Source organism: Mycobacterium sp. TH-M15, from assembly GCF_057473705.1.
Genome location: NZ_JBYCLB010000167.1, coordinates 1 through 1,672, shown reverse-complemented (window position 1 = coordinate 1,672; position 1,672 = coordinate 1). Strand labels below are relative to the sequence as shown.

Genomic DNA, 1,672 nt, shown 5'->3' with positions numbered 1-1,672 from the left:
CTGGGCCCGCTGCTGTTGGCGACCCGCCCGCCGGACCACCTCTGCGAGCTGCTGTGGGTGGTGATCGGCACCGGCGGCCGCTGGTCCGCGGCGAACCGGTACGACAGCGCCCGGCCGGCCGCCCCGGCCGACGACCCCGGCTGGCCGGAGGAGTCGGCGTTCAGCCACGGCACCGGCGCGCGGCGCTCCGACTGGGTCCGGGCGGCCCGGCGCCTGGACCCGGCACGCGCCCGCGACGTCGTCGCCCGGGGCTGGGCCAAGGAGACCGCCGAGTCGCGGGCGGCGCTGATCGGCGCCCTGGCGGACCCGCCCGACGCCGGCGACGAGCCGTTCCTGGAAGCCGCGCTGGACGATTCGACCGCCGTGGTGCGGCGGGCGGCGGTCGAGGCGCTCGCCGGTCTGGCCGGATCGCGGTTCGCCGAGCGGATGCGGCGGCGGGCTGCCGCGGTGTTCACTGTGCGCAAATCCCTGCTCGGCGCGAAGATCGCGGTGAACGACCTCCCGCCCGACGACACCGCCGCCACCCGCGACGGCCTCGCCGGGGACGGATCGGTCGCCACCGTCGTCGCCGCCACCGCGATCGACTTCTGGCGGGACTTCTTCACCGGAGCGCATCGGCTGAGCGCGGAGAAGGTCGCCGGCGGCATCGCCGACGTCGCGATCGTTACGGCGTTGGCGCGCAGCGCGGTTCGCGGCGACGACCCGGCTTGGGCGGTCCCGCTGCTGCGGCGGTGCCTGCCGCGCGACGTCGTCGGGCAGCACCCGACGGCCACCGCCGACCCGCGGATCTCCGCCGCCCTGCTCGGTGCGGCCGCGACCCTGACCGACGCCGCCACCCTGACCGGGCTCGTCGCCGAGCTGCCGCGCCCGTTTCATCCCGCGGTCGCCGAGGCGCTCTTCGCGGCGCTGGACCGGGACACCTGGGGAACCCTGAGCCAGCAGCGCACCGCCGCCGGCTGCCTGGCGGCGGGCTTCCCGCTGTCCTGGCAGCCGCGCTGCGTCGAGCTGATGGACCGGACCACCGACCAACAGCGCCACCGGTTCTGCGCCGGCGTGGTCGAATTACTCACCCTGCGGTCCGACATCGCGAAGGAGCTGCCATGACCGAAGCCGACCTGCTCCGCCCGCACGCCGAACAGCTGTTCGCCGACGAACTCACCGCGCTGCGGGCCGCCGATGAGCGCGCCGCGCCGCCGAACTGGGCGATGTCGCCGAACGCGGTGGTGCGCTATCTGCTCGGCGGCGAGACCGTCGGCGGCGTACCGGTCACGCCGAAGTACATCGGGCCGCGGCGGCTGGTCGAGGTGGCCGTCGCCACCCTGGCGACCGACCGGGCGCTGCTGCTGCTCGGCGTGCCCGGCACCGCGAAAACCTGGGTCTCCGAACATCTCTGCGCCGCCATCTGTGGCGACTCGACGCTGCTGGTGCAGGGCACCGCCGGGACGGTCGAGGAGGCGGTGCGCTACGGGTGGAACTATGCGCGGCTGATCGCCGAGGGGCCGTCGCCGGACGCGCTGGTCGCGTCGCCGGTGCTCACCGCGATGCGCACCGGCAGGATCGCCCGGATCGAGGAGCTCACCCGCATCCCGTCGGAGGTGCAGGACGCGCTGATCACGCTGCTCTCCGAGAAGACGCTTCCGGTTCCCGAGCTCGGGACCGAGGTGCAGGCGAC

Annotated in this window: 2 protein-coding genes; both read left to right on the top strand. The window is 75.1% G+C overall.

Annotation, left to right across the window (positions count from 1 at the left end):
* A partial coding sequence (locus tag AC2VNT_RS03935) for a DUF5691 domain-containing protein (protein WP_486945608.1) occupies positions 1-1,104 on the top strand: 1,104 nt, incomplete at its 5' end.
* The coding region (locus AC2VNT_RS03930; RefSeq protein ID WP_486945607.1) for an ATP-binding protein at positions 1,101-1,672 on the top strand (572 nt) is incomplete at its 3' end. The genes AC2VNT_RS03935 and AC2VNT_RS03930, both read left to right, overlap by 4 nt.